Origin of the sequence: Streptomyces sp. Q6 (assembly GCF_036967205.1) — a bacterium.
GTDB lineage: Bacteria > Actinomycetota > Actinomycetes > Streptomycetales > Streptomycetaceae > Streptomyces > Streptomyces citrinus.
Genome location: NZ_CP146022.1, coordinates 614292 through 637447, shown reverse-complemented (window position 1 = coordinate 637447; position 23156 = coordinate 614292). Strand labels below are relative to the sequence as shown.

21 protein-coding genes are annotated in these 23156 nt (G+C 72.1%); 11 read left to right on the top strand and 10 right to left on the bottom strand.

Translation table 11 applies throughout. The annotated features are described in order from the left end of the window. Window positions 1-8 precede the first annotated feature (8 nt). Window positions 9-2213 carry a discoidin domain-containing protein gene (locus V2W30_RS03130; protein WP_338693464.1) on the bottom strand — a complete coding sequence of 735 codons (2205 nt, stop codon included), beginning with the start codon at window positions 2211-2213 and terminating at the stop codon, window positions 9-11. Between the two features lie 283 nt (window positions 2214-2496). Here V2W30_RS03130 and V2W30_RS03125 point away from each other — a divergent pair, with 283 nt between their 5' ends. The 5 genes from V2W30_RS03125 to V2W30_RS03105 all read left to right on the top strand — a co-directional run bounded on the left by V2W30_RS03125 (window position 2497) and on the right by V2W30_RS03105 (window position 8582). Beyond that, entirely contained in the window at window positions 2497-3825 is a 1329-nt protein-coding gene (locus V2W30_RS03125; protein WP_338693462.1) for an ABC transporter substrate-binding protein, read from the top strand. Window positions 3826-3925: 100 nt separating this feature from the next. Then, on the top strand, window positions 3926-4864 hold the full coding sequence (locus tag V2W30_RS03120; RefSeq protein ID WP_338693460.1) for a sugar ABC transporter permease: 939 nt from the start codon (window positions 3926-3928) through the stop codon (window positions 4862-4864). A 4-nt stretch (window positions 4865-4868) separates the two neighbouring features. Next, complete coding sequence (locus tag V2W30_RS03115; RefSeq protein ID WP_338693458.1) at window positions 4869-5780, top strand: carbohydrate ABC transporter permease; 912 nt, start codon at window positions 4869-4871, stop codon at window positions 5778-5780. Between the two features lie 97 nt (window positions 5781-5877). Beyond that, entirely contained in the window at window positions 5878-7482 is a 1605-nt protein-coding gene (locus V2W30_RS03110; protein ID WP_338693456.1) for a glycoside hydrolase family 13 protein, read from the top strand. Beyond that, the gene (locus V2W30_RS03105; protein WP_338693455.1) at window positions 7479-8582 is read left to right on the top strand and encodes a LacI family DNA-binding transcriptional regulator; all 1104 of its coding nucleotides are present in this window, start codon (window positions 7479-7481) and stop codon (window positions 8580-8582) included. Before V2W30_RS03110 ends, V2W30_RS03105 begins: the two co-directional genes overlap by 4 nt. A 30-nt stretch (window positions 8583-8612) precedes the next feature. On the opposite strand, the gene V2W30_RS03100 is transcribed toward V2W30_RS03105, so the two are convergent. From V2W30_RS03100 to V2W30_RS03090, 3 genes are all read right to left on the bottom strand, one after another. Continuing rightward, window positions 8613-8897 (bottom strand): DUF4190 domain-containing protein, encoded by a 285-nt coding sequence (locus tag V2W30_RS03100; RefSeq protein ID WP_338693454.1) that lies wholly within the window; start codon window positions 8895-8897, stop codon window positions 8613-8615. Between the two features lie 135 nt (window positions 8898-9032). Continuing rightward, the gene (locus V2W30_RS03095; protein ID WP_338693453.1) at window positions 9033-10262 is read right to left on the bottom strand and encodes an FHA domain-containing serine/threonine-protein kinase; all 1230 of its coding nucleotides are present in this window, start codon (window positions 10260-10262) and stop codon (window positions 9033-9035) included. 7 nt (window positions 10263-10269) lie between these two features. Further along, a complete protein-coding gene (locus V2W30_RS03090) occupies window positions 10270-10956 on the bottom strand; it encodes a DUF7019 family protein (protein ID WP_338693452.1) in 687 nt (228 codons plus the stop codon). A gap of 178 nt (window positions 10957-11134) precedes the next feature. Between V2W30_RS03090 and V2W30_RS03085 the strand changes: the two genes are divergently transcribed. From V2W30_RS03085 to V2W30_RS03075, 3 genes are read left to right on the top strand one after another with little or no spacing between them, the layout of a single operon-like run. After that, window positions 11135-11722 carry a hypothetical protein gene (locus V2W30_RS03085; RefSeq protein WP_338693450.1) on the top strand — a complete coding sequence of 196 codons (588 nt, stop codon included), beginning with the start codon at window positions 11135-11137 and terminating at the stop codon, window positions 11720-11722. Next, window positions 11719-15219, top strand: coding sequence for a protein kinase domain-containing protein (locus V2W30_RS03080; RefSeq protein WP_338693448.1), 3501 nt, complete (start codon window positions 11719-11721; stop codon window positions 15217-15219). Before V2W30_RS03085 ends, V2W30_RS03080 begins: the two co-directional genes overlap by 4 nt. A 60-nt stretch (window positions 15220-15279) precedes the next feature. Next, the gene (locus V2W30_RS03075) at window positions 15280-16122 is read left to right on the top strand and encodes a tetratricopeptide repeat protein (RefSeq protein ID WP_338693446.1); all 843 of its coding nucleotides are present in this window, start codon (window positions 15280-15282) and stop codon (window positions 16120-16122) included. Between the two features lie 3 nt (window positions 16123-16125). On the opposite strand, the gene V2W30_RS03070 is transcribed toward V2W30_RS03075, so the two are convergent. Further along, window positions 16126-16401 carry a hypothetical protein gene (locus tag V2W30_RS03070; protein ID WP_338693444.1) on the bottom strand — a complete coding sequence of 92 codons (276 nt, stop codon included), beginning with the start codon at window positions 16399-16401 and terminating at the stop codon, window positions 16126-16128. A 62-nt stretch (window positions 16402-16463) separates the two neighbouring features. Further along, window positions 16464-17813: an MFS transporter gene (locus V2W30_RS03065; RefSeq protein ID WP_338693442.1), complete on the bottom strand. Its 1350-nt coding sequence runs from the start codon at window positions 17811-17813 to the stop codon at window positions 16464-16466. A gap of 145 nt (window positions 17814-17958) precedes the next feature. Here V2W30_RS03065 and V2W30_RS03060 point away from each other — a divergent pair, with 145 nt between their 5' ends. Next, on the top strand, window positions 17959-18318 hold the full coding sequence (locus tag V2W30_RS03060; protein ID WP_338693440.1) for a metalloregulator ArsR/SmtB family transcription factor: 360 nt from the start codon (window positions 17959-17961) through the stop codon (window positions 18316-18318). 35 nt (window positions 18319-18353) lie between these two features. On the opposite strand, the gene V2W30_RS03055 is transcribed toward V2W30_RS03060, so the two are convergent. The 3 genes from V2W30_RS03055 to V2W30_RS03045 all read right to left on the bottom strand — a co-directional run bounded on the left by V2W30_RS03055 (window position 18354) and on the right by V2W30_RS03045 (window position 20746). Further along, window positions 18354-18989, bottom strand: coding sequence for a class F sortase (locus V2W30_RS03055; protein WP_338693439.1), 636 nt, complete (start codon window positions 18987-18989; stop codon window positions 18354-18356). 17 nt (window positions 18990-19006) lie between these two features. Next, window positions 19007-19531 carry a hypothetical protein gene (locus V2W30_RS03050; RefSeq protein WP_338693438.1) on the bottom strand — a complete coding sequence of 175 codons (525 nt, stop codon included), beginning with the start codon at window positions 19529-19531 and terminating at the stop codon, window positions 19007-19009. 105 nt (window positions 19532-19636) lie between these two features. Continuing rightward, window positions 19637-20746, bottom strand: a complete 1110-nt coding sequence (locus V2W30_RS03045; protein WP_425244472.1) for a D-alanyl-D-alanine carboxypeptidase family protein — start codon at window positions 20744-20746, stop codon at window positions 19637-19639. Window positions 20747-20910: 164 nt separating this feature from the next. On the opposite strand from V2W30_RS03045, the gene V2W30_RS03040 reads away from it, so the two are divergent. Together V2W30_RS03040 and V2W30_RS03035 are read left to right on the top strand one after the other, a co-directional pair. Further along, on the top strand, window positions 20911-21360 hold the full coding sequence (locus tag V2W30_RS03040) for a cyclic nucleotide-binding domain-containing protein (protein ID WP_338693437.1): 450 nt from the start codon (window positions 20911-20913) through the stop codon (window positions 21358-21360). 196 nt (window positions 21361-21556) lie between these two features. Next, the gene (locus V2W30_RS03035; protein ID WP_338693436.1) at window positions 21557-22108 is read left to right on the top strand and encodes a hypothetical protein; all 552 of its coding nucleotides are present in this window, start codon (window positions 21557-21559) and stop codon (window positions 22106-22108) included. A gap of 53 nt (window positions 22109-22161) precedes the next feature. Here the strand turns inward: V2W30_RS03035 and V2W30_RS03030 are convergent, their stop codons facing one another. Beyond that, complete coding sequence (locus V2W30_RS03030; protein WP_338693435.1) at window positions 22162-23124, bottom strand: electron transfer flavoprotein subunit alpha/FixB family protein; 963 nt, start codon at window positions 23122-23124, stop codon at window positions 22162-22164. Between the last annotated feature and the right edge of the window lie 32 nt (window positions 23125-23156).

Below are 23156 nucleotides of genomic sequence, written 5' to 3'. Positions count from 1 at the left end.
GAGGCGGCTCAGCCGAGGTACGCCTCGACCTCGCTGAACTGGGCAGCGGGCCAGGCCGAGTTGGCGGTCACGCGCACCCGCAGGTACCGGGTCGCGGGCGCGCTGTCGGGCAGGGTGACGGTCACGGTGTTGCCGCTCGCCGGGTCGAAGCGGTAGTCCTTCGAGGCGGCCAGGGTGGTGAACGACGAGTCGTCGGTGCCGCCCTGGAGGGAGAGCGTCTGCGTCCGGGCCTCCCAGGCCGCCGACGGCGGCAGCTTCAGGACGACGCGGCGCACGGCCTTCGACGCGCCGAGGTCGACCGTGATCGCCTGCGGGAAGGCGTTGTTGGTGGACTCCCAGTAGCTGCCGGCGTCACCGTCGACCGCCTTGCCGGGCGTGTAGACATCGGTCGCACCGGTCGCGGTCGCCGTACGGCCCTTGGCGAGGTTCACGGTCGGATCGGGGCCGGGGTCGGGGTTCCCGCCGCCCGGCCGGGGCCAGCTCGCGCAGTCGGCCCAGACGGTGTCCCAGCCCGCGTTGCCGCCGCCGTCGGTGAGGGTGAAGGTGCCGGATCCCGACGGATAGGGGCAGTTGTAGACACCGGCCGCGCCGACGCCCGTGGCCTTGACGTCGCTGAACTTCACGGCGCCGGGTGTCTCGGCCTGGACGACGACCGTGCCGACGCGGTCGACGGTCGACCCGCTGACGGTGACGTTCCTGACGGCCTTGCCGGTGCCGCCGCCGGACACGAACTCGTAGGCGCTGTAGGGGCTGTCCTTGATGGTGGTGTCCGTGATGTTCACGGTGGCGTCGATGGCGCTGTCGTACGCGTCGACGCGCAGCGCGCCCATCGGATGGTTCCAGTTGGGGTTCATCGCGCCGGTCCGCACGAGTGTGTTGCCGGAGACCGTGATGGTGCCGGCGAGCGGCAGGAACGGGTCGAGGAACTTCTGGTTGGAGATCGCGATGCCGCTGCCCAGGGCGTTGGTGTCCTGCACCAGGTTGTCCCTGACGGTGATGTCGCGGCCGCCGTAGATCGCGATGCCGTTGGCGAGGTTGGGCTGCGAGATCGTGTTGTTCGCGAACGTCGAGTCGCTGTTGGTGGTGTTGAGGGACCACATGGCGAGCGAGTCGTCGCCCTGGTTGCGCAGGAAGTTGTTCCGTACGGTGACGCCCCTGGCCGTGCCGTTGAGGTTGAGGCCGTCGGCCGTGGTGTCGAGGATGCGGTTGTTCTCGACGACGAGGTTGTCGTTGTTGCCGGTCAGCCACAGGCCGACCTTCAGGTGTTGCAGCCACATCCCCGAGACCGAGGAGCCGGGGCCCAGCGAGCCGTTGACGAAGTTGTCCGGGTTGTTGTCGACGCGCTCGGTGACCTCGCCGATGACCGCGAAGTCCTTGAGGTGGACCCGTCCCGCGGAGCTCGACTGGTTGATGAACCGCGAGGAGCGCACCACCGAGTGCCAGCTTCCGGCGCCCTGGATCGTCACGTTCTCCACGCCGCTCAGCTCGGAGCCCAGCGTGAAGTCGCCCGGCGGGATCCACACCGTGCCGCCGCTGCTCCGGGCGGTGGCGATCGCGTCGCGGAAGGCCTGCGTGGAGTCCTGTCGGCCGGTGGGGTCGGCGCCCTTGTCGACGACGGAGACGGACCCCGAGGGCCGCGCGGCCGGGGCGGCCACCTGCTCGAAGTCGGCCACGTCGACGGTGACTTGCGTGGATGCCGCCTCGAATCTCACCTTGTCGCCGGCCTGGAGGTCGCGGCCGAGCAGGAGGCGGGCGTTGTCGAAGAAGTGATGCGTCTTGGCGCCCGCGATCCACGGGGTGTCGACATAGCTGTACTTGGAGGTGACGGCGAGGGATCGGTCGAGCCTGGTGCCGTTCACGTAGACGGTGAGCGTGCCGCTCTGTCCGTCAGGCACGTTGGCCGCGACGTTCACGGCGTTCGCGGCCGCGGTCAGGGTGAACTCGACGCTCCGGCCCGCGTCCAGGCGGACGGCCTGCCGTCCCGACGCCTCGGAGGCGAGGGTGCCCTGGGTCTGGTCGGGGCCGATCTTCTGCCCGGTGGTGGTGGCGGACTCCGCCTCCACGGAGGTGAAGGGGAGGCTCGCGCCGGACGGTGCGGCGGCCGCGGGCGCCGCGGCGCCGACGACGGTGCCCACGAGCGCGACGGCGAGGGCGAGGACGTACGAACTGCGCGGAAGCGCGGGAAATGACGTGCGCATGACACTGCGATTCATCTGCGGGTGCACCTTCCTGGTGGGGGAGGGGGTGGTGGTGACAGCCGCTCGGCGGGGCTCACTCAAGCATTGCCACCAGATGAGCACAAGATGTCGGGCATGCATCGCAATTAATTGACAGACTTGCGCAAGATCTCAGTAGGGCTGGCGCGGACCGCTGAACCGTCGTGATGCAGTCGTAATCTTGCAATCTTGGATCGGAATCTTGCGTACTTCTGCACGCCGTCCTAATGTGACGCACCGATCAGGGCAGTGCTTGGGCGTCACCCCCAGAGGAGCCGTAATGAAGCCCCGTAACCTCGCGATCCTTCTCGCGACAGGTCTCGCATTCACCGCCACCGCCTGCGGGGGTGACTCGTCCGGCGATGCCGGCGGAGACGTCACGATCACCGTGGCGTGCCAGCCGGCCAAGACCGCGCCGAAGACGCGCAAGGCGTGGGACGACGATGTCGCCACGTTCGAGAAGGCGCACCCGGGCGTGCGGGTCAAGAGCACCGACCAGCAGCCGTGCTTCGACCCGAAGACCTTCGCCGCGAAGCTGGCCGGCGGCCAGATGGAGACCGTCTTCGTGGTGCCGGTCACCAACTACGCCGACGTCATCGCCAAGCGGCAGGCCAAGGACATCACCGGCCAGACGAAGCTGGTGAAGAACTACGGCGACATCAAGCAGGACGTCCGCGACATGGTCACCAAGGACGGCAAGGTCTACGGCATCCCCAACGTCAGCTACAGCGTGGGCCTCGTCTACAACCGCAAGCTGTTCAAGCAGGCCGGACTCGACCCGGACACCCCGCCCGCCACGTGGGACGAGGTGCGCGCGGCGGCCAAGAAGGTCGCGGGCCTCGGCGACGGCTACGTCGGCTACGGCGAGTACGGCGGCGGCAACGTCGGCGGCTGGCACTTCGCGCAGTCCCTGTTCAGCCGCGGCGGCGAGATGGTCACCGACCACAAGGCCGCGTTCAACAGCCCCGAGGGCAAAGCCGTGTTGCAGACCCTGCACGACATGCGGTGGAAGGACGACAGCACCGGCAGCAAGGTGCTCATCGGCTGGGAGTCGCTGATGCAGCAGATGGCCGCGGGGAAGACGGGCATGATGCTCGGCGCCCCGGACGTCGTCACCGACGTCGTCCAGAAGTTCCAGGGCAAGGCCGAGGACTACGGGATCACGGCGATACCCGACGGCAAGGCGTCGCTCACCGGCGGCGAGGCCTACATGATCAACCCGAAGGCGAACGCCGCCCAGACCAAGGCGGCGCTGCAATGGATCGACTTCGAGTTCAACACCCCCGGCAAGGGCCGCCTCGACTTCGCCCGGGGCAAGGCCAACGGCGAGGCCGTCGGCGTCCCGAACAACGACTACATGGGTGACTCCGCGACCGGCAAGGCCATCATCGAGGGCCGCAAGGCGAACGCCGCCCTCCCGGTCGAGAACTACGAGCCCTACGTCGCCGCCACCGGCATCACGCCCAAGCTGGAGCCCGAGAAGGCCCAGGAGCTGTACGCCGTCCTGGACGTGGCCATGTCCGCGGTCCTGACCAGGGAGAACGCCGACATCGACAAGCTGCTCTCGGACGCCGAGTCCAAGGCCAACTCGATTCTGGCCAAGAGCTGACGCCTGCTTGTCACGGCAACGGCCCTCGGGGTGCCGCTCGCGCACGGACGCGGCACCCCGCGTCGGCACCGACGTCGGTGGCCGGGAACGGGAGATCACGATGGAAACACTCACCAAGGAGCCGACGCGGCAGGCCGCGCCGCCCCGCGGGCCACGGCCGCCGACCAAGCGCCGCCGCGGCGCACGGCGGAACCTGATCGCCTACGGGTTCCTGTGCGCCGCGCTGTTCTGCTTCGCCATGTTCGCCTGGTGGCCGATCATCAGGGAGGTCGTCCTCAGCTTCCAGCAGACCAACCTGGTCGACGACCCCGAGTGGGTGGGCCTGGACAACTTCCGTACGGTCGTGGACGATCCGGCGTTCGGCCAGGCCTGGCGCAACACCCTCGTCTTCACGCTGCTCGCGCTGCTCTGCGGCTACGTGGTGCCGTTCGCCGTCGCGATCGTCCTGAACGAACTCCGGCACGCCCGCGCCTACCTGAGGTTCGTCGTCTACCTCCCGGTGATGCTGCCGCCGATCGTCTCCGTGCTGCTGTTCCGCTGGTTCTACGATCCCGGACCCGGCCTGTTCAACCAGGCACTGGACCTCGTCGGCCTGCCGACCCTGTCCTGGCTCGACTCCACCAGCACCGCGCTGATCTCCCTCGTGATCGTCTCGACGTGGATGAACCTCGGCTCCGGCGTGCTGATCTACCTGGCCGCGTTGCAGAACATCCCCGGCGACCTGTACGAGGCCGCCGAACTCGACGGCGCCGGGATCCTGAAGCGGATCTGGCACGTCACCATCCCGCAGACCCGGCTGATCCTGCTGCTGATGTTGATGCTCCAGATCGTCGCCACGATGCAGGTCTTCATCGAGCCGTTCATGCTCACCGGCGGCGGCCCGGAGAACGCGACGGTCACCGTCGTCTACCTCATGTACCAGTACGCCTTCGTCTACGGCGGCAACTACGGGGCCGGCAGCGCGCTCGGCCTGATGCTGATGGTCGTCCTGCTGGCGGTCGCCGCGGTCCAGCTCCGGCTGACCCGAGAGGAGAACTAGGGCCATGCCGCACACGAAACGCCGGGGCGCCTGGGCCGACGGCCACGCCCGCACCATCGTCTCGCCGCTGGAGCTGAAGTCCCGCTGGGGCAGGAAGATCTACTGGACGCTGCTCGCGACCGTACTGATCGGCTTCACCCTGATCTTCGTCTTCCCCCTCTACTGGATGGTCACCGGGGCGATGAAGACGGGCGAGGAGATCGCCCAGATGCCGCCCACCCTGTTCCCCGAGTCACCCGACTTCTCGGTGTTCACCGACGCCTGGGAACTCTTCGACATCGGGACCCTGCTGAAGAACACGCTGTTCTACGCGGTCGGCGCCTGGCTGTTCGCCCTCGCCGTGGACGTGTCCGCCGCCTACGCGCTGTCCAAGCTCCGGCCGATGTTCGGCAACGTGATCCTGGCCGGCATGCTCGCCACGCTGATGATCCCGCCGATCGTCGTGATGATCCCCGCGTACATCACCGTGACCGACGTGCCGATCTTCGGCTGGCACCTGCTCAACTCGCCCTGGGCGATCTGGTTCCCGGTGGCCGCGAACGGCTTCAACATCTTCCTCCTGAAGCGCTTCTTCGACTCCATCCCGAACGAGATCCTCGAAGCGGCCGAGATCGACGGCGTGCCCCCGTGGCGTGTCCTCGTGTCGATCATCTTGCCGATCTCCCGGCCGATCCTCGGCGTGGTCTCCATCTTCACGGTCGTCCTGGTCTTCAAGGACTTCGTCTGGCCGCTGCTCGTCCTGCCCGACAGCGACAAGATGACCCTCAGCGTCGGCCTGTCCCAGACCGCGGGCGCCGTGACGCAGAACCAGATCATGGCCGGGCTCGTGATCGCCAGCGTCCCGATGATCATCGTGTTCCTCTTCTTCCAGCGCAGCATCATGGCGGGCCTCACCGCCGGCAGCCTCAAGGGCTGACGCCGCGCCACCACCACGAAACGCTCCGCCGCCGGCGCATCTGCCCATGCCCCCGTCCGGCCGGCGGCGGAGTCCCACCTGCCCGAAAGGACCTCACGTGGCAGCCCTTCCCTCCCACCGCACCGACGACTGGTGGCGCGACGCCGTCATCTACCAGGTGTATCCACGCAGCTTCGCGGACGGAGACGGCGACGGCACCGGGGACCTGGCGGGCGTCCGCGCCCACCTGTCGTATCTGCGCGAACTCGGCGTCGACGCCGTGTGGTTCACCCCCTGGTACGTGTCCCCGCTGGTCGACGGCGGCTACGACGTGGCCGACTACCGCACCATCGACCCCGCCTTCGGCACCCTCGAAGAGGCCGAGAAACTGATCTCCGAGGCCGCCGAGTTCGGGATCCGGGTCGTCGTCGACATCGTCCCGAACCATGTGTCCGACCAGCACGCCTGGTTCCGGGCCGCGCTGGCGGCCGGACCCGGCAGCCCCGAGCGGGAGCTGTTCCACTTCAGGCCCGGCCGCGGCGAGCACGGCGAACTCCCGCCGAACAACTGGCCGTCCCAGTTCGCCGGGGCCACCTGGACCCGCGTCCCCGACGGCGAGTGGTACCTGCACCTGTTCACCCCCGAGCAGCCCGACCTCAACTGGGCCCACCCCGCCGTGCGCAAGGAACACGAGGACGTGCTCCGCTTCTGGTTCGAGCGCGGTGTCGCGGGCGTGCGCATCGACTCCGCCGCCCTGCTCGCCAAGCACCCGGGGCTCCCCGACTTCGAGGAGGGCGTCGACCCGCACCCGTACATCGACCAGGACGAGATCCACGACATCTACCGCTCGTGGCGGGCCATCGCCGACGAGTACGGGGGCGTGTTCGTCGGCGAGGTGTGGCTGCCCGACGCCGAACGCTTCGCCCGGTACCTGCGCCCCGACGAACTGCACACCGCCTTCAACTTCAACTTCCTCGCCTGCCCCTGGGACGCCGGACGGCTGCGCCGCACCATCGACGACACCCTCGCCGAGCACGCCCCCGTCCAGGCCCCGGCGACCTGGGTCCTGTGCAACCACGACGTGACCCGCACCGTGACCCGCTACGGCCGCGCCGACACCGGCTTCGACTTCGCGGCGAAGGCCTTCGGCACCCCCACCGACCTGGACCTCGGCACCCGGCGCGCCCGCGCCGCCGCCCTGCTCACACTGGCCCTGCCGGGCTCGGTCTACCTCTACCAGGGTGAGGAGCTAGGCCTGCCCGAGGCGGACATCCCGCGCGACCGCATCGAGGACCCGATGCACTTCCGCTCCGGCGGCACCGACCCGGGGCGCGACGGCTGCCGGGTGCCGCTGCCCTGGACCGCCGACGCACCCCACTTCGGCTTCGGCTCCCGCGGCGAGCCGTGGCTGCCGCAGCCCGACGACTGGGGCCGCTACGCCGTCGACGAGCAGCTCGCGACCCCCGACTCCATGCTCGCCCTCTACCGCACGGCCCTGCTGCTGCGCCGCTCCGTGGCCGGCTTCGGGGACGGGCCGATGACCTGGCTCCCCTCGGACGACGCGGTGCTCGCGTTCGCCCGGCCGCACGGCCTCGTCTGCGTCGTCAACCTCGCTGCCGAGCCCGCCGCGCTCCCGCCGTACGAGAGGCTGATCCTCAGCAGCGGACCGCTCGACGGGCAGGGAAGACTGCCCAGTGACACGGCGGTCTGGCTCCAGACGTGAGCGCACGGCAGAAACTCGCTCACGTCGCGAAGAAGGCCGGGGTGAGCGAGGCGACGGTCAGCCGGGTCCTCAACGAACGCCCCGGCGTCTCGGAGGCCACCCGGCAGTCGGTGCTCACCGCACTGGACGTGCTCGGCTACGAACGCCCGACCCAACTGCGTGGCGAACGCTCACGCCTCGTCGGCCTCGTGCTGCCGGAGCTGCAGAACCCGATCTTCCCGGCGTTCGCCGAGGTCATCGGCGGCGCGCTCGCACAGCAGGGGCTGACACCCCTGCTGTGCACACAGACCAAGGGAGGTGTCTCCGAGGCGGACTACATGGACCTGCTGCTCCAGCAGCAGGTGTCCGGAGTGGTCTTCGCCGGCGGTCTCTTCGCGGAGGCCGACGCCCCGCACGAGCACTACCGCAGGCTCGCGGAGCGGAAGATCCCCGCCGTGTTCGTCAACGCGTCGCTCGCCGGCCTCGACTTCCCCTGCGTCGCCTGCGACGACGCGGTCGCCGTCGAACAGGCCTGGCGCCATCTGGCCTCGCTGGGGCACGAGCGGATCGGCCTGCTGCTGGGGCCCGGCGACCACGTGCCCTCGCGCCGCAAGCTCGCGGCCGCCCGGATCGTGGCGCGGACCATGGGCACGGAGGTGGACGACGCCCTCGTCGAACGGTCGATCTTCTCGCTGGAGGGCGGCCAGGCCTCCGCAACCCGCCTCCTGGAGCGCGGCGTCACCGGCATCGTCTGCGCGAGCGACCCGCTCGCCCTGGGAGCCATCAGGGCGGCCCGCCGCCGCGGCCTGTCCGTACCCGAGGATCTGTCGGTCGTCGGGTTCGACGACTCCGCGTTCATGACGTGCACGGATCCGCCGCTGTCGACGGTGCGCCAGCCCATCGAGGCGATGGGGCGCGCCGCGGTCGAGCTGCTCAGCGCCCAGATCCAGGGCACGCCGACGCACCGCGGCGAGCTGCTCTTCGAGCCCGAACTCGTCGTCCGCGGCTCGACGGGCGTGTGCCCACGCCCCGGCCCCGGAGAGGGCTCGGAACGTGGGCGACAGAACGGTGGGAGGCCGGGGGGAATTCCCCTGCCGGTACGCCTGGAGAAATTCGATTAACGGCCGCGCGAAATACGAAGGGACGTCGGATCAGCCGCCGACATACCAGCTGAACCCGCCCGAAGAAGCCGCGACGGCTATCAGGACGATGAAGATGATGATGTCGATGACACCCAGAATGACACCCGCCTTCGCCATCCCGCCGCCCCCCTTGGCCCCGGACTGCCGCATGCCCACCGCGCCGAAGATGACGGCGAGCGGACCCAGGACGATGGGGAGGAACAGAAGGCCGATGATCCCGCAGGCCAGTCCGGCGATGGCGAGACCATTGGAACCCGACCGCGAAGAGGCGGCCGGAGAGGTGCTGTGACTCATTGCGCGCTCCTTTTCCTCTTTTCCGGCCCATCGGGTTCCCCGGCGTGACGTGAACACTCCGAATGCGCGCGACATTAAGCGGAACGCTCCCTTTCTGTCAGGGAGATGAGTTCCGCCGAGCGAGCGGTATTCCGGTCAGCCCGTCTCCTCCAGAGCGCGGGCGAACTCCCGTGCCGTCGGGGTTCGCTCGTCGTCGGGCGCGTCGTCCCCCAGGATGTCGTCGAGCAGCGCGGCGAGCCGCGGCGGCAGTGTCGCGTCGTGCTTGGCGATCGGGACGACCGGCTCGCGCAGCACCGCGAGGACCGGGTCGACGTCGCGCGGGAAGTGACGGGGCGTCGCGCGGGTCAGCATCCAGTAGAGGCAGGCCGCCGCCGCCCACACGTCGACGGCGGGCCGGGCGTACCGGTAGTCGACCGCCTGGGAGCGCGGCATGAACGCGGCGCTGCCGCCCAGCGCGTCGGTGTGCGTGTGCCCCGACAGGCCCGCCCGGTCGAAGGCCTTGGCGAGCCCGAAGTCCGCGATCTTCACGACCATGTCCCGGCCGGTCCCGGACAGGAGCAGGTTCGCCGGCTTGATGTCCCGGTGCACGAGCCCCCGTACGGGCGTCAACGTGCCGTCGGCGTCCCGCACCGCGGGCAGCGGGGCGTCGTGCGCGTACGCCAGGCCGTCGAGGACCTGGAGCGTCAGCGGCACCGCCACGTCCGGCGGCAGCGGCGCGGACCGGGACATCACCAGGCCGCCCAGATCGCCCCCGTCACAGAACTCGCAGACCAGATAGAGGAGTTCGGCGCTCGACCCGGCGTCACGGAACCGCACGACGTGGGGGTGGCGCAGCGCCCGGGTCGCCTCGATCTCGCGGAGGAAGCCGCTCACCGCCTCGGGGGTGGCCCACTCGGGCCGCAGGATCTTCAGCGCGAGATCCTCTTCCGCGCCGGAGCGCCGCGCCAGATGGACGGTGCCCTGCGCGCCCTGGCCCAGTTCCCGCAGCAGCGTGTAGCCGGGGATGCGGCCTCCGTCGAGGCCGGACGGTGCCGTGGAGACGCGCAGCCGCAGCTGGCCGGCCCGCACCTCGTCCCCGTCGACGAGCTCCGTCGCCGGACCGTCGCCGCCGTCGCCGCCGGGACCGGGCAGCAGGACGCCGTTGACGTACGTGCCGTTGCGGCTGCCCAGGTCGCGTACCCGTACCGTCGGCGGCGCGAGGTCGAACGCGCAGTGATGGCGCGAGACGCGCCGCTCCGTCCCCGGCGCCCGGATCGCGCAGTCCGCGGCGCGCCCCACGACCACCGTCTCCGTCTCGCGGAACGTGTAACTCCGGGCGCCGGTGCCGTCGTTCGGCACCGCGTCGATGCGGATCTCCGTGCCCACGGCGGCCTCAGTCGACCTGGGCGACGTACAGGGGCGAGCCGAGGAGCACCGACGCGTCCACGGCCGGATCGGGGTGCGGGCCGTGCAGCAGCCGCTTGGCCAGGAACTCCACCGTCTGCGCGGGACCCAGCAGCGCCTCCACGCCGCGGTACACGGCTGCCAGGTCCGCCGCGTCCCCGCCGGGCGACAGCTCCGGATCCTCCTGGTCGAGCAGGGCTCGGACGTGCGGGTTCAGTTGCAGTCCGCCGAGCAGCGAGGGCAGCAGCGAGCGGGCGAGGGCCGGGGCGCCCTCGGCGTCGGGGGCCGCGCCCAGCGTGTGCGCGCGGGAACCGCCCAGGCCGACGACGGTGCGCCCGGTCGTGCCGCCGAAGTACACCAGCGAGGTGTCCTCGCCGCTCGCCAACACGCCCCAGCGCATCGACAGCCGACCCCGGAAGAAGGACTGCGGCTGATCCGGTGTGCCGAGGTCGCCGCGCTTCTCCAGGCCGCGCACGACCGCGTCCAGGCGCCGCACCCGGTCGTCGGAGGGCGCGCTCTCCCGCGTGTGCCGGAAGGCCACCACCTGCGCGTTCACCCCGATCTCGCCGGTCCGCCTGCGGCCGAAGCCGGGGGCCACCTGCGGCAGCAGCATGTCGACCTTGCTGTCGCTGATGTAGAGATAGTTCCGGTACTTTCGGCCGGCTCGAAAGGCCAAGGCTCACCCCCGCTGTTCGTGGACGCCGCAGCACCCGGGGCGCGGCGGCACGCACGCCAATTATGCGCCTTCCACCGGTGTCGTCCGTTCAACTCGGGCCCGCCGGCGCCGCCTTGAGGCAGATGCGGAGTTGGCGCGATCGTCCGCGTCGCCCGGCGGGCACTGTTTCAATGCACACATGACGTCTTCCTCCCTCGTCACGTTCGACACGGCCGGCTTCGAACCCTGCGGCCGGGGCCAGTGGTTCGTGCCGCGGCATCCGTACGTCGTCGTCCTCACCGCCCACGACGCGCTGCCGCCCAGTGCCGCGTGGCTGGACGAACTCGACGTGATGCGCGGGGAGTTGGCGAGGCGGTACGCCGCGAAGGGGCAGCTGATCGAGGCGGACTCGGTGTCGGTGGGCGCGGTGCGCGCCCTGTACACGCTCGTCAAGGAGCCGATTCCGGGCCGAGAGCACGGGTTCAGGTTCCGGGCGTCCTTCCTGCTCGCCAAGCGGGCCAGGACCGTCGTCCTGCGGGGCCAGTTCGACGAGTGGGACATCACCGGCATGCGCGAGAGCCTCGTCCTGCTGCGCCGCGGCGTGTCGCTCGACGACGACCCCAGGCACCCCTACGCCCCGGAGCTGCGCTTCCACCCCAGCGACGACGCGGCCTGGGACTTCCTGCTCCCCGAGCACCCCCTGACGACGGCCCGCACCTGGGCCCGCACCGTGCGCGAGAGCGCCGTCGTGGACCCGGACTTTGCCGCCGAACCGGACTACGCGTGAGCGCGCCCCCGGCACCACCCGCCCCATGGGCCCCGGGGGAGGTCCTCGACGACCGCTACCGGGTGACGCGCGTCCTCGGCCGCGGCGGCATGGGCGTCGTCCACCAGGTACGGCACCTGGCCTGGGACGTCGACCTCGCCGTCAAGAGCCCCCGCCCCGAACGCTGGACCGAGAAGGGACGCGAGCAGTTCGTCGCCGAGGCCGAGACATGGGTCTCCCTCGGCCTGCACCCGCACGTCTGCACCTGCCACTACGTCCGCACGCTCGACGGCGTCCCGCGCGTCTTCGCCGAGTACGTGCACGGCGGCAGTCTCGGCGACTGGATCCGCGACCGCAGGCTCTATCGCGGGGACGCGCGGGACGCGCTGGCGCGCGTCCTCGACGTCGCCGTGCAGTGCGCCTGGGGCCTCGCCCACGCGCACAGCCACGGACTCGTCCACCAGGACGTGAAACCGGCGAACGTCCTGATCGGGACGGCGGGGGAGCACGGCATCACGGCGAAGGTCACCGACTTCGGGCTCGCCCGCGCCCGCGCCGCCGCCTTCGACGAGTCCACGGACGACGCCGCGCCGGACGACGAGAGCGTCCTCGTCTCCTTCGGCGGACTCACCCGGGCGTACGCCTCGCCCGAGCAGTTCGACCGCGCGCCGCTCGGCCGCCGCACCGACGTCTACAGCTACGCGGTGTCGCTCCTGGAGATGTTCACCGGCGCCCTGACCTGGCGCGTCGGCGTGGCCGCCGCGGAAGCCCTCGACGCGTACCTGGCACAGCCCGCCCGGCGCCCGGCCGGCGACGGCGGCCCGCCGCCCCTGCCCCTGGGCGTCGCCGGTCTCCTGACGCGCTGCCTGCGCCACGCCCCGAGATCCAGACCCGGGTCCATGGCGGCGATCGCCGACGAACTGATCCGCGTGTACGAACAAGAGCTCGGCCGGCCCTACCACCGCACCGCACCCACGGTGTCCGAGCTGCTCGCCGACGAGTACAACAACCGGGCCCTCTCCCTCCTCGACCTCGGCCGCGACGCCGAGGCGTCCGACGCCTTCGCCGCCGCCCTCACGGCGGACCCGCGCCACGCCCCGGCCACGTACAACGCCGGTCTCGCGCGCTGGCGGCGCGGGGAGATCACCGACGAGGACCTGCTCACCGCCCTCACCACGGTGCGCGGCGACACCGGCGACTCCTGGGAGGCCAGGCTCGCGCTCGCCCAGGTCCATCTGGAGCGCGGCGACGTCTCCGCCGCCCGTGCCCTGCTGGAGGGCCTCGCGCGCGAGCGACCCGGCGAACCCGAACCGCGCACGGCGCTCGCGGCCGTCGCCGCCGGGCGGCCCGCGGCCGCGGAGTGCACCGGGATCACCACCGTGCCCTGGTACGTCTACGAAGCACGGACCGTCTCCATGTTCCGCAGCACCGAGCGGGAACCGGCGCCGCCGCCCCGCATCGACATCCGGCTCACCGCGGACGGCGGCCGGGCCCTCGTCGTCTGCGACGGCGCGGTCAGGCTGTGGGACACGCGCGGCGGACGGTGCCTGCTGACCCTCGACCGGGACCGCGCCGCGCACGCCGCCGACCTGAGCCCCGACGGACGGTTCGCGGTGGCGGCGGGCACCGAGGACATCGTGCGGCTGTGGAGCCTCATCGACGGCACCTGCCTCCAGACCTTCACGCCGCAGTACCTGAAGGGCACCACGGCCATCACCGCCACCCGCCTCGCGGTGGGCGGCCGACTGGTGGCCGGCGCGACCAACGACGGACAGGTGCTGTTCTGGGACACCCGCACCGGACGGGTGCGGCAGACCTTCGAAGGCTTCCGACACCGCGCGGCACACGTCGAGTTGACCGCCGACGGGCGGCGCGCGCTCACCGGCGTGCACGAGGACGGATCCGTCCGGCTGTGGGACGTCCACACACGCGAACTCCTGCGGACCCTGCCCGGGTACGAAGGCCAGTTCCCCGTCGACTGCCTGCGCCTGAGCGACGACGGGCGTCGCGCGGTGCTCGTCGGCAACCGTTGGCCGCTCGCCCTGTGGGACCTCGACACCGGCGAACGGCTGCGCACGCTCCCCGACGGCACCCGTGGCACGCAGGTCCTGTCGCTCAGCAGAGACCACCGCCGGGCGCTGTGCGCGGGCCGGGACGCCGCGCTGCGGCTCTGGGACCTCGACACCGGACGCTGCCTGCGCACGTTCCACGGACACACGGCCCCGGAGGACCCCGTGGGGCACCGCGCCGTCCTCGATCTGCGGATCACCGACAGCGGCCGGCACGCCGTGTCCGCCGGCCAGGACGACACCGCGCGCCGCTGGCGACTGCCCGCCGACCACCTCGCACCGCCCCTGCTCAGCAGACCCCGCCGCGCGGCGGAACTGAGCCGTACGGACGCCCGGGTCGCCGCGCTCGTCGCCGACGCCGACCGTGCCGTACGGGAGAGTCGTCCCGCGCGGGCCCGCGAACTCCTCGTCCGCGCACGGTCGTTGCCCGGCCACGAGCGGTCCCCGCTGGTCCTGGCCGCCTGGCGCGCACTCGGCCGGCAGACCGTCCGTACGGGGCTGCGCGGCGGCTGGGCGTCGCGCGTCGTCGCGGAGTACGACCGCCCCGTCGAGCACGCCGCCCTGTCCGCCGACGGCAGGACCGCGGCGATCGCTCCCGAGCACGGGGCCGGGATCCACCTGTGGGACGTCTCCACCGGCACCCGTACGCGGGTCATCGACACCCCGCGCGACCGGACCTCCCGCGGTGTCCTCGCGCTCTCGGCGGACGGTCTGCGCGTCATGGTGTCCAGTCCGACCGGCGTGCTGGACGCCTGGTCCGCCGAGACGGGGGAGCGCGTCGGCCGCGCCGAGGTGCCACGGGGAGCCCTCGGTACCCGGTTCAGCGCCGACGGCCGTCTCGCCCTGTTCACCTCCGGCGACGAGTCCCTGCAACTGTGGGACCTGGACGGCGGCCGGCACGTCAGGACGCTCGCCGAGGGCGGGCACCATCCGCACACGCCGTGCGGCCTCTGGCTCGACCCGGAGGGCCGCCTCGCCGCGTCGAGTCCGGGCGACCGGACGATCCGGCTGTGGGATCTCGCCACCGGCGCGTGCGTGCGCACGTTCCACGGGCACCGGCGTACGGCCGGCTCCGTCCACGTCAGCCCGGACCTGCGGCTCCTGCTCTCCTGCGGCAGCTACGACGACCGCGCGGTCCGGCTGTGGGACGCCGCGACCGGGGCGCCGCTGGGCGTGTTCGACACAGCGGGGGACGGCGTGGCCCGGCCCCACGAGAGCAGATCGGTACGGCTCACCGCGGACGGCCGGTTCGCCCTCTCGGCGGGCGAGGACTCCTCGGTCGCCGTCTGGGACGCCCGCACCGGACATCGCCAACACGACCTGACGGAACATCAGAGCGGCCTGCGACTGGGCACGTTGAGCGCCGACGGCTGGTACGCGCTGTCCAGCGGCGCCGACGGCAAGGTCAGACTCTGGGAACTCGACTGGGACCTGAGCGCCCACCCCTGACCGGCACGGCACCCGCACGAAGCACCGCACATCGAGGACGACCACGGGGAGAGCGACCACATGGCAATCGACGCGCACCGCGGACGGACACCTTCGGAGGCACTGCTGCGCACGGTCGTGGAACTGACCGGCGACCCGGGACTCGACACCCGCGAGGCAGGACTGCGGTACGCCGCGCGATCCGGTGACGCCGACGACCAGATACGGCTCGGCGGCCATCTCCTCGAACGGGGCGACCTGCGGGAGGCCGCGACCTGGTTCTACCGGGCCGCCGAGCAGGGCTCCGCCATGGCCATGCACAACGTGGCCGTCATCCACATCCGGATGAGCGACGAGGACGAGGCGGCCGAGTGGTACCGACGGGCCGCGGAGCTCGGGTACGTCCCGTCGATGGTCGCCATGGGGTCCTGGATGCTGCGCAGCGGCGCCTCGGAGGCGGAGGCCGAACGCTGGTTCGCCCGCGCCGCCGAACAGGGCGACGTGGAGGGCATGTTCGGCGCGGGTGTCATCGCCTGGGTGGCGGGCCGGGCCAAGGACGCCGAGCGGTGGCTGCGCCCGGCCGCCGAGCAGGGCAACGCACAGGCGATGCACCCCCTCGGCCACCTGATGGAGGACGCGGGGCGCCTCCCGGAGGCCGAGCGCTGGTTCCACCGTGCCGCGGACGGCGGCGTGGGCCACGCCATGAACGACCTCGCCGTGATCCTCGACCGGGACGGCCGGCTCCAGGAGGCGGAGCGCTGGTACCGCACCGCCGCGGAGAACGACGTCGACCCGGCGTTCTACGGCCTCGGTGACCTGCTGGAGCGCACCGGTCGCGCCCGCGAGGCCGCGCTCTGGTTCCGCCGCGCCGCCGACCGGGGCGACGACAAGGCCCGGGTCCGCGCCGCCCGTCTGGGCGGCTGACCGTCAACCGCCCGAGCCGCCCCACCCGCGCGGCCGCGTCTCCGTACAGCACCCCGAGTCGTACGTGAGGGTCACGTAGGCGGCGTGGTCGGCGGCCGAGTCGCGGATCCACAGGTGGAAGGTGTGCTCCTCGCCGTCGGCGGTGCGCAGGTCGAGGACACCGCCGGTGAGCCCGCGCGACAGATGCGCCTCGACGATCTCGTCGAGGGCGAACACCGTGCCCTGGATCGTGACCGTCCGCTCGGTCTCGGTCGTGCCGTCAGCCATGTTCTCGCTCATGTGCCGCACCCCCGTGTCGTCCGTGACCGCCCCCCATGGTGACCGACCCGGCCGCCGGTGGGTCAGGGGTGTGCCGCGTGGAGCGCGTCAGGTGTGTGCCCGTGGCGGTGTCGCCAGCCGTCGCCCACGCGCACCGCGTCCCGCACATGGGGATGGTCGGCGGTGAGCCCGGCGTGCTCGTGCTCGACCTCGACCTCGACGTCCGGGGCGGGCGCGGGCCACAGGCGTACCGCCGCGACGGCCGCGCCCAGCGCCACGCCGCCCAGAGAGGCCACCGCCCACAGCAGCCCGGCCGTCGCACCGAGCCATCCGGCCAGCGGATAGGTGAGCAGCCAGCACGCGTGGGACAGCGAGAACTGCGCCGCGAACGCCGCCGTGCGCTCCCGCTCCGGCGCCGACCGCCGCACGAGGCGCCCCGCGGGGGTGAGCACCATCGAGCACGCCGCCCCGAAGGCGGCCCAGACGGAAAGGAGCGCGGGCAGCCGCCAACTCCCTTCGTCGGCGGCCGTGATGAACCCGAGCGCGCCGAAGACGACCCCGAGGAGCAGTGCCCCGCGCAGCATCACCGGCCGGTCGCCGATCCGCTCCAGGACGCGCGGCAGCGCCGACGCCACCGCCATCGATCCGGCTCCGTAGGCGCCGAGTGCCCACGGCACCGCTCCGGCGGACAGGCCGAGGAAGTCCCGTACGTACACGACGGAGTTGACCGTCACCATCGCGCTCGCCGCCGCCACGGCCAGGTTCAGCGCGAGCAGCGACCGCAGTTGCGGCACGGCGAGGAAGAGCCGGGTGCCCGCCGTCGCCCGCGCGTGGCCGCCCGCGTCGCGCGGTGGCGCGGGCGCGGCCCTCGGCAGTGCGGCCGACGCCACGAGCGCGGCCGACCCGAGGAAGCCGACCAGTGTCCCCGTGAACAGCCGGTCGTACGTGAGCACGGTCAGCAGCGCGGCGGCGAGCGCCGGGCTGAACAGGCTCTCCAGGTCGTACGCGAGCCGTGACAGGGACAGGGCCCGTGTGTAGTCCCGCTCGTCCGGCAGCACGTCGGGGATCAGGGCCTGGAACGTCGGCGTGAAGACCGCCGACGCGGACTGGAGCAGGAAGACGAGCACGTACACCTGCCACACCTGGCCGACGAACGGCAGCGCCGCGGCGACACAGGCCCGGACCAGATCCGCCCCGACCATCAGGGCCCGGCGCGGCAGCCGGTCCGCGAACGCCCCGACGGCCGGGGCGATCAGCACGTACGCCGTCATCTTGATCGCCAGCGCCGTGCCCAGGACGGCACCGGCGGACGGGCCCGCGAGGTCGTACGCGAGCAGGCCGAGGGCGACGGTGGCGAGGCCCGTGCCGACCAGGGCGACGACCTGCGCGCCGAACAGGCGACGGTAGACGGGGTGGCGCAGAGCGGTGAGCATGCGACGGTCTCTCCCGGGTTCCGAGCACGGACGGCGGGGCGCGGGCATCACCATACTCGTCATGTGCGCATCTGCGCACATGACGAGTGTGTCGATCGGGGCGGCGCGGGGATCCGGTGGTACGCGCCCGCTCTAGGCTGGGCCCATGCCACACAGCGACCCCCTGTCATCTGCGGCCGGTGCGCATCTGCGGGAACCGGACAGCGTCCGGCTGGCCGAGGCGACCCGGGTGTTCGCCCTGCTCTCGGACGCCACCCGGCTGCATCTGCTGTGGCTGCTCGCCCTGGAGGAGTCGGACGTCGGCTCCCTGGCCGAACGCGTCGCCGCCTCCCGCACGGCGGTCAGCCAGCACCTGGCGAAGCTGCGGCTCGCGGGCCTGGTGGAGGCCCGCCGCGACGGCCGCCACATGCACTACCGGCTCACCGACGGCCATCTGCGCCGCCTGGTCACGGAGGCGCTCAGCCACGCGGACCACCGGGTGACCGGGCAGGCTCCGCACGACTGAGTGGGAGAGCCGACGTCCGCGCCGGTGAGGCGAGTTCAGGAGCGGTCGCGGACCGAGGTGAGCAGCCCGTACAGCACGACGTTCCCCGTGTAGCCCCGACGCTTGTCGTAGCTGCCGCCGCAGGTGATGACACGCAGCTCGGGCAGGCCCGTGCTGCCGTAGACCCGGCGGTCGGGGAAGTCGGTCTTGTCGACGACGTCGATGCCGTGGATCTCGAACACGGCGGTGGTGCGGTCGGCGCGGTCGACCTCGATGTGCTGGCCCTTCTTGAGGGAGCCGAGACCGTAGAAGACGGCGGGCCCGTCCGCGTTGTCGACATGGCCGTCGATGACGGCCGTGCCGCGCTCGCCGGGCGTCACGGCCCCGGTGAACCAGCCCGCCAGGTTCGCGTCACGAGGCGGGGGCGCGTCCAGCCACCCCTCCTTGTCGCGGCCGACCCGGGTCAGCGGCGCGTTCACGTGGATCTCCGGTATCCGCACGCGGACGGGCGTCGAGGCGGGCAACGGGTCGGCGGGCGGCGTCGTCGTACCGAGTTTCGCGGCGCCGGGCTCGGGCTGCGGCGGGCCGTCCGCCTGCGAGACACCGTGGTGCACGAGCAGCACGCCCGCCAGGAGCACCACGGCGAGCAGCGACCAGGAGGGGCGGCGGGTCTTCGCGGGGGCCGGGGACACCGGTGCGGTCCCGTCCGTCAGGCGGCGTCGTCGCGACGCCGGCGCATCCGCAGGTAGCCCGCGCCGAGCGCGCCCGCGATCAGCGCGCCGCCGGCGGCGACCAGTCCCGGATGCGTCCCGCCGGCACCGCCGCCGATCCCGGCCTTGACGCCGCGGGGCTCGGTCGTGGGGACCGGGGTGTTGCCGGTGGCGATGGTGAGGGGCGTGGTGCCCTTCTCGCCGTCGCACTCGAACGTGACGTTGTACTGGGCGCCGGGCTTGGCGTCCGGATAGATCCGGGCCGTCGCGGAGTGGCCCTCGTTCAGCTCGACCGGGTCGAAGATCGGCGCGCTCACGTGCACGGTCGGCACGTCGCACTCCGTCGAGCCGAGGGTAACCGTGCCCCCGGCCGCCACGGTGCTCGGTGAGACCGTGAAGCCGAACGAGGTGACGTTCGGCTGGGTGCCGCCGTCGTCGGCGAGGGCGGCGGGCGCGGCCACGCCGAGGGCCGTCACGCAGACGAGCGCGGTCGAGAACGACGAGAGCACGGATATGGAACGCATGCGGATCCTCCAGAGGGCGCCGTAGGGAGCGGCCCTTGCGACGCTAAGAGGGCCCGCATGCACCGACCATTCAAACGGGGCCGAATGGTGCACGGGCCCCGCCGGTCACCGGGCCGTGCGCCGCTTGCGCAGCCGACGCCGTACGAGGGCGGGAACACACGCCAGGACGAGGAGCGCGGCCGCCGCACCGATGTGCCGGGTGAGACCGGGGCCCGTGTCCGCCGTCCGCTCCGGAGCGGCGGCGGGACCCGCTGTCGCCGGCGCCGACGTCCGCGCGGTGGTGGGGTGCTGGGGCCCGGAACCTTGCAGGGCGCGCAGCGGCGCGGCCTCGAAACCCCAGTCGAGCAGCGCGCGGCTCTCCTCGTAGACGGCGTTGAACGACTCGTCCTGCGGGTTCATGACCGTCACCAGGAGCGTGCGGCCGCCCCGGGTCGCGGCGGAGACGAGCGTGCAGCCCGCCTGCGACGTGTAGCCGTTCTTGACGCCGATCAGCCCCGGGTAGGGCTCCACGCCGTGCGAGCCGACCAGCAGCCGGTTCGTGTTCTGGATCTCGTACGCGTTCGGGCCCCCGGACGCGGGGAAGAGCGCCCACTTCGTGCCCATGTAGCGACGGAAGTCGGCGTTCTTGATGCCCTCCTTCGCGATCAGCGCCAGATCGTGGGCGGACGAGTACTGGCCCGGGGTGTCGAAACCGTCGGGGGAGCGGACCTGGGTGTCGCGGGCCCCGATCCGGACGGCGGTCGCCTGCATCTCGGCGAGGGTCCGGGACAGGCCGCCGTTCATCCGGGCGAGCGTGTGCACCGCGTCGTTGCCCGAGCTGAGGAAGACCCCGCGCCACAGATCCGCCACCGTGTACCGGGAGCCCTCGTCGACACCGACCATGCTGCTGCCCTCGGCGACCTCCGAGAGGTCGGCGGACGTGGCCCGGTGCACGGTGGTCCGCGAGAGCTTCGGCAGCACCGTCACGGCGAACAGGGTCTTCAGCGTGCTGGCGGGCGGCAGCCTGCGATGGGGCGCGGCCGCGCCCAGCACGGTCCCGGTGCGGGCGTCCATGACCTCCCACGACAGCGCCGACACCGACGGCGGCGCGGGCGGCGCCGGGGCGGGCGCCGTGGCACCGGCCGGCGCCGCGGCGCCGATCATGAGCGTCGCGCAGAGTCCTGACGTCACCATTGCCGCGGTCGTACCGGGGGAGAACCCGATGAATTTCGCCATGCCGGAAACGTAGGGTCATGATCGTCCACCCGCGACGCGCTTACGCCATCCGGCCGTCGGGCCCTCGCGGGGCCTCCCGTGGCGCCTCGGCCACCACCCGTCGGGCGGAGCTCGCGGCGTCACGTACGTACGCTGGGATGACACGACGGTGGAGGTGGTCCGCCATGACGGCCCAGACACGACTCCTGAACCGACTCCCGCGCGCCTATCGCGACCGGATGATGGCTCTCGCGCGCGAGGTCTCGTTCCCTCAGGACACCCGGATCTTCGAGGAAGGGGACCACGCCGATCGGTTCTGGATCATCCGGACCGGCATGGTCACGCTCGACGTGCGCGTCTCCGATCGGGAACGGCTGCCCATCGACCCGCTGGGGCCGGGCGATCTGCTCGGCTGGTCCTGGCTCTTCACGCCGTACGCCTGGGACTTCGGCGCCGAGGCGTTCAGTCCGGTGCGCGCCTACGAGTTCGACGCCGCGGCGGTGCGCGCCCTGTGCGACCTGGAGCCCGCCCTCGGCGTGGCCCTGCTGCACGGGGTGGCCGAGGTGATGGCGCACCGGCTGGTGTCGGCACGGGTCAAGCTGGTCGAGTCGCATCGGACGCACGGGCGTATCTAGACGCACGGGTCCACCGGGGCGCACGGGCGGATCAGGCCGGGCGGGCGTCGCGCGGGTGGCGGGGTGCGGTCACCCGCGCGTGTCCCGTCCGTCACCCGACTCGCCGCCCCGGCGGGCGCGGGGCGGGCGGGCGCGATGGGATCGGCCGGGTACCGGCCGCCCGGCCGGGACCTCGGCCCGCCCCGAAAGGATCCGCATGCGTCGCACCGCGTCCCTGCCGACCGCCGCCCTCGCCGCCGCCCTGCTCGGCGTCGGCGTACCGCTGTCCGCGCCCGCGTGGGCGGAGGGGGACGACACCGAGTGGGACAGCTCCGTCGTCGACAGCGCCGTCCCGGGAACCCTGGAACTCGTCCCCGCGAGCGCCCGCCCCGGCACGACCGTCACCGCGAACACCACCGGCTGCGAGGGCGACACCGAGGCCACCGGGGACGCGAGCGGCCTCGGCGCCGGTGACTTCCCGCTGCGGACCGGCACCCACCAGGGCGACCTCGTCGGGCAGTTCCAGGTGCCGTCGGGGGCGCGCCCCGGCACGTACCCGATCTCCGTGAGCTGCGAGAACGGCACCGTGGTGCGTCAGACCCTGAAGGTGACGGGGGAGGGCCGCACCGAACTCCGCGGCACCCACGCGGGCGACGGCGGATCCCTGGGCCGGATCGGCACGGGACAGCTCGTGCTCGGATCGCTGCTGGTCGCCGGGGCCGTGGGAGCGGCCGGATACTACGCGCGCCGCCGCGCCCAGGAGCTGTAGGGCTCCCGGACGCGGCGGCGCGGTCGGCCGTGCGGAGCGGCCGGTGAAGTGGCTCAGCCCTTGCGGGTGTTGACCTCGGCGGTGAGGGCGGGCACGACGTCGAAGAGGTCGCCGACGACGCCGTAGTCGACCAGGTCGAAGATCGGGGCCTCGGCGTCCTTGTTGATCGCGACGATCGTCTTCGAGGTCTGCATACCGGCCCGGTGCTGGATCGCCCCCGAGATACCCGAAGCGATGTACAACTGCGGCGAGACACTCTTACCGGTCTGACCGACCTGGTTGGAGTGCGGGTACCAGCCCGCGTCGACCGCGGCACGCGAGGCACCCACAGCCGCCCCCAGCGAGTCCGCCAGGGCCTCGATGACCGCGAAGTTCTCCGCACCGTTCACACCACGGCCGCCGGAGACCACGATCGCGGCCTCGGTCAGCTCCGGACGCCCCGTCGACTCACGCGGCGTACGCCCGGTCACCTTCGTACCCGTCGCCTGCGCCGAGAAGGTGACGGTCAGCGCCTCCACGGTACCCGCGGCGGGAGCCGCCTCGACCGGGGCACTGTTGGGCTTGACGGTGATGACCGCAACACCCGTCGTCACAATGGAGCGGGTGGTGAACGACGCCGCGAACACCGACTGCGTGGCGACCGGACCACTCTCCCCGGCCTCCACATCGATCGCGTCGGTGATGATGCCCGACGTGATACGCAGCGCCAGCCGCGCGGCGACCTCCTTGCCCTCCGCCGACGAGGGCACCAGCACCGCCACCGGAGACACCGCGGCGACCGCCGCCTGCAACGCCTCCACCTTCGGCACCACAAGGTAATCGGCGTACTCGGCCGCCTCATCGGTGAGGACCTTGACCGCACCGTGCTCGGCCAGCACCCCCGCCGTAGCACCGGCACCGGCACCCAGAGCGACAGCGACCGGGTCACCGAGCCGGCGAGCCAGCGTCAGCAGCTCCAGAGTGGGCTTGCGGACGGCACCGTCCACGTGGTCGACGTAGACCAGAACTTCAGCCATGGGACTTCAATCTCCTGCAATCACAAAGGAAA